Consider the following 5,837-nt stretch of genomic DNA (forward strand, 5'->3'; position numbering starts at 1 on the left):
TTGCCAGGACCCGCAGCCGCCGCTCGGCACGGTCGCCCATCCGGGCGACGATGAGCGGCTCCTCGACGATCTGCCGGATCGTCAGGCGCGGGTTCAATGACGCGAAGGGTTCCTGGAAGACGATCTGCCAATGGCGGCGCTTCCGGCGGAGTTCGCCACGGCCAAGGGCCAACACGTCCTGCCCCTCGATAACGACGGATCCGGAATCCGGCTCGGCGAGCCTCAGGATCAGGCGGCCCAGGGTCGACTTGCCAGAACCGCTTTCGCCGATGACGCCGAGCGTCTCGCCGGCTTCCACGGACAGGGTGATTCCATCCACGGCGCGTGCTTCCCCATGGGGAGTACGGAAGATCTTCGTGACATCCACGAGTTCAAGGAGCGGCATTCTCAAGACCTCCGGGCTTCGGACAATTGGACCGTGGAGGGGTTAGGCGCTTCCGGCTCCGCGGTATCCGGAGCTTCGGCGTCCCCTGGAACGAATTGCGTCTCATCTTCGGGACGCACCACCGAGTTGAGCAGGGAGATCGTGTAGGGATGCCGCGGACGGACAAAAACGTCCTCAACGAGTCCTTGTTCCACGATATTTCCGCGATACATGACAAGGACGCGGTTGCAGTAGGAGGCCACCACCCCGAGGTCATGGGTCACGATCAGCATCGAACGGCCGCTCTCGACCGTCAGCCGGCGAAGGGTGTCCAGGACCTGGCGCTGGACGGTGAGGTCCAGCGCCGTCGTCGGCTCATCGGCGATCACCAGCTGAGGGTTGAGGTAAAGCGCCATGGCGATGACGACGCGCTGGGCCATGCCGCCGCTGAGTTCGTGCGCGTAACCGCGCATCACGCGTTCCGGATCGCGGACTCCCGTCGACTCCAAGAGCTGTAGTGCACGGCTGCGCTCGGAGGCATCAACCTTCACTCCGTGCGCTTGGCGATATTGGCGAACTGCTTTTCGATGCGGGTCACCGGGTTCAAGGCGCTGAACGGATTCTGGGCGATGAATCCGATCTCCTTGCCCCTGATTTGGCGCATTTCCCGCTCGGGCAGGTCCAGGAGGTTGCGGCCGGCGAAGTTGACGTTGCCGGCAGACACCTTGCCCGGCGGCATCAACAGCTTCGTGATGGAGCGGACCACGGTCGATTTGCCCGAGCCGGATTCACCGACGATCCCGACAATCTCGTTGTCCTGCACCTCAAAGGAGACGCCATGCAGCGCCCGGACCACACCCCGGGGAGTGTGGAACTCGGTTTCGAGTTCCCGGACTTGGAGGGTCTTGTTCATCGGGTGTGCTCCACTCGTTCCATCTTGTCCTCAATGGCACCGGCGATGATGTTGAGAGAACCGATGACCAGGAGGAGGGCGAGCGCCGGAAAAGCCACGGCCCACCATTGGCCCCGGATGAGCATGCTCACGCCGTCGTCGATCATCGCGCCCCAGCTTGGCTGGGGCGGTTTGACCCCGACGCCGAGGAAGTTCAAGGCGGCAATCGTGCTCAGGGCGCCGGCAGTGGTCAGCGTGGCCTGCACGAGGATCACACCGTAGGCGTTCCTGAAGATGTGGTTGAAGGCCACGCGGATTGGCGAGCATCCGATGGCCACCGCCGCCTCGACGTACCTCGATGAGCGGAGCGAAATCGCCGCCGCACGGGACAAGCGTACGAAGCGCGGAGCCGCAACCAGGGCGATGGCGAGGATGACATCGGTGGCACCGCCGCCCATGAGCTGGATGGACACCACGGCTATCACGATGATGGGGAGGGCGGCGAAGGCATCGACTACGCGCATGATCGCCTCGCCGGCCACGCCGGTAGTAGCGAAGAGGCCCAAGGGAACGCCGATGACAAGGGCAATGGCCGTCGCCGCGAGGGATATGGGAAGGTCGAGCCTCGCCGATTCAATCGTCCGGGAGAACACATCCATGCCGTTGCCGTCCGTGCCGAACCAATGAACGGAGTTGGGGGCCAGGGCCATGGATTCCACGTCCGGCTGGAGGGGGTTTTGGGGAAGGTGGAGAAAAATCGCCGCGAGCGGGAGTCCCACAATGAAGGCGGCGGCGACGACGGCAAGGACCGCCCCTGATCGCTTGTACGCCCAGGCCCTGCCTTGCTTGGCCCAGCCCGACGCACGTCCGCCCAGGGACCTCACTGGAGTCCGGGACTCGGCTGTCGTAGTTTCACTCAATTGGCACTCGATCCGGTTGACGGGTGTAGGTGAAAGCCTTCTTTTGACTGGCGCATGCGGGGCTCCAGCCACTCGACATCCTGCCGAGAATTTGCATATCGAAGTTTCATCACTTTATTGAAGTCTATGATTGTGTGTCAATGGTCACTGTTGACAGGACCATCAAGCGTCTTCATTATGGTGACAACACCAACAGTAAGATGAAGACGGATGTCAACCTTGGTGTGAAGCCGAGCCCTGATCTGTTTTCCGAAGACGATTTGGAGACAACAATGACCAATCTGAGTAAATCGGCAACTGTGACCGACACCAATGAGCCCGCATTCGAGCCCAGCGTTCGCTACCTGCTCCGTGACGGTGAACTGGTGGAATACGCGGATGCCAAGCTCCATGTCCTGAGCACCACGTTGAAGTACGGCGTCGGCGTCTTCGAAGGGTTCCGCGCCTACTGGAGCGATGAGGACCAGCAGCTCTACGCCTTCCGGGTGGCCGATCACATGCGCCGCTTGATTGACTCGATGCGGGTGGTGGAAATCGACGGACCGCGCGACATCGGCGGCTTGAGTGAACAATTGCTCGGCCTGGTGCGGGCGAACGAGCTACGCGGGAACCTCCACATGCGCGCACAAGTATTCGTCGACTCGAGCGACGGCAAGCCGGAGGACACCGGCCCTGTCTCCGTATTCATGGCGGCCATCCCCATGGGCAACTATTTCGGTGCCAGCGGACTGGACGTGCAGATCAGCAGTTGGGCCCGCTTGTCCGACCGCTCCATGCCGCCCCGCGTCAAATCGATCGCCAACTACCAAAACGGACGCCTTGCCATGCTGGAGGCCCGGCGCAACGGTTACGACGCAGCCCTTCTGCTGACCGAGGACGGTCACGTTGCCGAAGGTGCCGGCTACAACGTGTTCATGGTCCGCCAGGGCCGGTTGTGCACTCCCCCGGCAACGGACAGCATCCTGGAGGGGATCACCCGGGACAGCGTCCTGCATCTGGCACGCAACGTCCTCGGCGTCGAGGTCGACATCCGCCCGATCGACCGCACGGAACTCTACTCGGCCGACGAAATCTTCGTGTGCGGCAGCGCCGCCGAAATCAACCACGTTTCTTCCGTGGACCGCACGCCCATCGGCGACGGTACTGCGGGTGAACTCACCCGCCAGCTGCAGCACGCGTACCGGCAGGCCGTCGTCGGAAGGGTCGCCGCCGATCAACAGTGGGCACAGCCCGTCTACCCCACCGCATAGCTTCACCCCGCCGACTCAAACGAAAGGGGCAGCATGCTGAACATGCTCCACGCAAGCCATGAATCGGCGTCGGGATCCTTTGACCGCGACGCCACCCCCGTGATCGAAGTATGCCAGGGCGAGCAGTTCTCCCTCGGCGCCCGGAGCCTACTGACAGGCGGCCTGTTCGAAAGCACCGGGGAGTACGAGAAGTTGTCGATCCCCGTGACCGGGCCGGTGGCAGTGCGCGGCGCCAATCCCGGGGACACACTCCGTATTGACGTCCACGAGATCCGGATAGCGGACCGGGGCGCCATGGTGACACTTCCCGGGCGCGGCGGTTTCACCGGCGGACTGGGGCGGTCCGGCCGGGTGGTAGAGATTGCGGACGGGAGCGTCCGGTTCGACGACGACATCCGGATTCCCATCCGACCCATGATCGGGAAAATCGGTGTGGCACCGGCCGATGGGAATCCCAACTCCAGCACCGTCGGAATGCACGGCGGCAATATGGACTGCAAGGACGTCACCGCCGGTTCCGCCGTGATCCTGCCCGTGCAGAGCGCGAACGCCTTGCTCTATGCCGGCGACCTTCATGCGGTACAGGGCGACGGGGAGTGCTCCCTTACCGCCGTCGAGGTCGAGGGCAGCGTTGTCCTCTCCTGCCACGTCTTGCCCGGGGTCACCGTCAAACGGCCGGTGGTCTTGTCCGGGGGTTCCGTCATCACAATCGGCGACGGCGAGACGCTCGACGACGCCGCGCGGCTGGCGCTCGACGACATGCTCGAACTCCTGCAGGCGGACCGGAAATGGACCCGCGAGAAGACAGCGATGCTGATGAGCGCGGCCGCAGACGTTTCCGTGTCCCAGCTCGTCAACGCCCGTGCCTCGGTCAAAGTCTCCCTCGCCGCCCGCTTCTTCACCTCCGCACCGTTTTCCCTTGAACCTCACAAACACTGAACCGTCACCAACACTGAAAGGCGCGACCCCCTGATGCTTGATCTCGTTCTCACCAACGGCTTGGTCGTTACCCCGTCCGGCGCCAAAACCCTGGACATCGGCATCGCGGGAGGCAAGATTGTGTCCCTCCGCGAGACCGGCCTCGGACCCACGGAGGAAGCGACACGTACGGTCGATCTCCGCGGCCAACTGGTTGTCCCCGGCGGCGTAGACCCGCATGTCCACACCAATTCCGTCCTCCCGACGGCGGCCGAAAGCGGAATCAAGTGTTTTGGCCCCGACCGGGTGAGCGAGGGCGCCATCTATGGCGGCACCACCACCCTGGTGGACTTCGCGCATTGGCAACCCGGCGATGAGCTCTCGGAGTCCTTTGCCCGCAAATCGGCCGAATGGGCCGGGTCAAGCTACACCGACTACGCCTTGCACGGCACGTTCAAGGAGCCGGAGATTCCATTCGAGGTACTCGAACAGATCCCCGACGCCGTCGCGGCCGGCCATGGCAGCTACAAGGTCTGGATGACCAACACCACCCCGACGCGCCCCAAGCAGAAGACAGACCTCGGCAACATGTGGGGCTCATGCAACAAACAGCCCAGGCCGGGGCAATGCTCGCGGTGCACGCCGAGGACGACGACATTGTCATGTACGCCTACAAGCAATTGCAGCGCGAAGGCAGGATCGGGCTGGAGAACATGCACCACGCCCACAACAACCTCTCGGAAAAGTTGTCCTTCCAGCGGGTCATCACCCTCGCGGAGCACGTTGGTGCGCCCATCTACCTCATGCACGTCAGCGCCCGCGAAGGCGTGGACGCCATCCGCGAGGCACGCGGGCGCGGCCAAGCGGTGTACGGCGAGATCCTCCCGCACTACGCGTACTTCACGGCGGAAGACTACAAACAGAAGAACGGCGCAATTTATCACACCTACCCTTCCTTGAAGTCGGAAACGGACCGCGACTCCATGTGGGAATCGTTGCTCGAAGCTCACTCAGCACCCTGGCGACCGACGGCGTGTGCACCGACCTTGAGGTGAAGACCCGCGGCAAGACCATTCTTGACGCGACGGGCGGTCATGCCGGCGTCGAAATGCGCATGGCCGTCGCGTACACCGAAGGGGTGGCCAAACGCGGTCTTGACCTGACCCGCTTTGTTGACATCACCTCGGCCAACGCGGCGAAGATCCTCGGCCTGTACCCGCAGAAGGGCGTGATCGCGGTGGGCAGCGACGCCGATCTGGCGGTCCTGGACACCACAGTGAAGAAGGCCATCCACGCCGAGGACCTGCACGAAGCCGACTACACCCCGTGGGACGGCTACGAGGTAGCGGCGTGGCCGAGCATGACGGTCCTGCGCGGGCAGGTCATGGTTGAAAACCGGGAATTGAAGGCCGAAGCCGGTGGCTCGCTGCTCAAGCAGCATGTCTCGAGCGACGTCCGGAACCGGCCAGCCTGCTGACAAGCAGCCCCCGACG

8 protein-coding genes are annotated in these 5,837 nt (G+C 63.4%); 4 read left to right on the forward strand and 4 right to left on the reverse strand.

Annotated elements, in window-relative coordinates; genetic code table 11:
- The 4 genes from AHiyo1_RS08670 to AHiyo1_RS08685 all read right to left on the reverse strand — a co-directional run.
- Window positions 1-298 (reverse strand): ATP-binding cassette domain-containing protein (locus tag AHiyo1_RS08670; RefSeq protein ID WP_216363157.1); only part of this gene is annotated, 298 nt, incomplete at its 3' end.
- Window positions 299-387: 89 nt separating this feature from the next.
- A complete protein-coding gene (locus AHiyo1_RS08675) occupies window positions 388-915 on the reverse strand; it encodes an ATP-binding cassette domain-containing protein (RefSeq protein WP_059388290.1) in 528 nt (175 codons plus the stop codon).
- Window positions 912-1,277, reverse strand: coding sequence for an ATP-binding cassette domain-containing protein (locus AHiyo1_RS08680; protein WP_059388291.1), 366 nt, complete (start codon window positions 1,275-1,277; stop codon window positions 912-914). Before AHiyo1_RS08680 ends, AHiyo1_RS08675 begins: the two co-directional genes overlap by 4 nt.
- Window positions 1,274-2,176, reverse strand: a complete 903-nt coding sequence (locus tag AHiyo1_RS08685; protein ID WP_148667466.1) for an ABC transporter permease — start codon at window positions 2,174-2,176, stop codon at window positions 1,274-1,276. Before AHiyo1_RS08685 ends, AHiyo1_RS08680 begins: the two co-directional genes overlap by 4 nt.
- A 272-nt stretch (window positions 2,177-2,448) precedes the next feature.
- Here AHiyo1_RS08685 and AHiyo1_RS08690 point away from each other — a divergent pair, with 272 nt between their 5' ends.
- The 4 genes from AHiyo1_RS08690 to AHiyo1_RS24625 all read left to right on the forward strand — a co-directional run bounded on the left by AHiyo1_RS08690 (window position 2,449) and on the right by AHiyo1_RS24625 (window position 5,821).
- Window positions 2,449-3,426 (forward strand): branched-chain amino acid transaminase, encoded by a 978-nt coding sequence (locus AHiyo1_RS08690; RefSeq protein ID WP_172465536.1) that lies wholly within the window; start codon window positions 2,449-2,451, stop codon window positions 3,424-3,426.
- 33 nt (window positions 3,427-3,459) lie between these two features.
- A complete protein-coding gene (locus AHiyo1_RS08695) occupies window positions 3,460-4,365 on the forward strand; it encodes an acetamidase/formamidase family protein (RefSeq protein ID WP_059388294.1) in 906 nt (301 codons plus the stop codon).
- A 578-nt stretch (window positions 4,366-4,943) separates the two neighbouring features.
- Window positions 4,944-5,399: a hypothetical protein gene (locus AHiyo1_RS24620; RefSeq protein ID WP_059388295.1), complete on the forward strand. Its 456-nt coding sequence runs from the start codon at window positions 4,944-4,946 to the stop codon at window positions 5,397-5,399.
- Window positions 5,378-5,821 (forward strand): amidohydrolase family protein, encoded by a 444-nt coding sequence (locus AHiyo1_RS24625; RefSeq protein WP_059388296.1) that lies wholly within the window; start codon window positions 5,378-5,380, stop codon window positions 5,819-5,821. Before AHiyo1_RS24620 ends, AHiyo1_RS24625 begins: the two co-directional genes overlap by 22 nt.
- The last annotated feature ends 16 nt before the right edge of the window (window positions 5,822-5,837 follow it).

It is taken from the genome of Arthrobacter sp. Hiyo1, assembly GCF_001263615.2.
In the GTDB taxonomy this organism is placed as follows: Bacteria; Actinomycetota; Actinomycetes; order Actinomycetales; family Micrococcaceae; genus Arthrobacter.

Bases quoted from the DNA above. Each gene is read 5' to 3' on its own strand.
- AHiyo1_RS08695 (WP_059388294.1), top strand. From the start codon at position 3,460: ATGCTGAACATGCTCCACGCAAGCCATGAATCGGCGTCGGGATCCTTT.
- AHiyo1_RS24620 (WP_059388295.1), top strand. From the start codon at position 4,944: ATGCAACAAACAGCCCAGGCCGGGGCAATGCTCGCGGTGCACGCCGAG.
- AHiyo1_RS08690 (WP_172465536.1), top strand. From the start codon at position 2,449: ATGACCAATCTGAGTAAATCGGCAACTGTGACCGACACCAATGAGCCC.
- AHiyo1_RS08680 (WP_059388291.1), bottom strand. From the start codon at position 1,277: ATGAACAAGACCCTCCAAGTCCGGGAACTCGAAACCGAGTTCCACACT.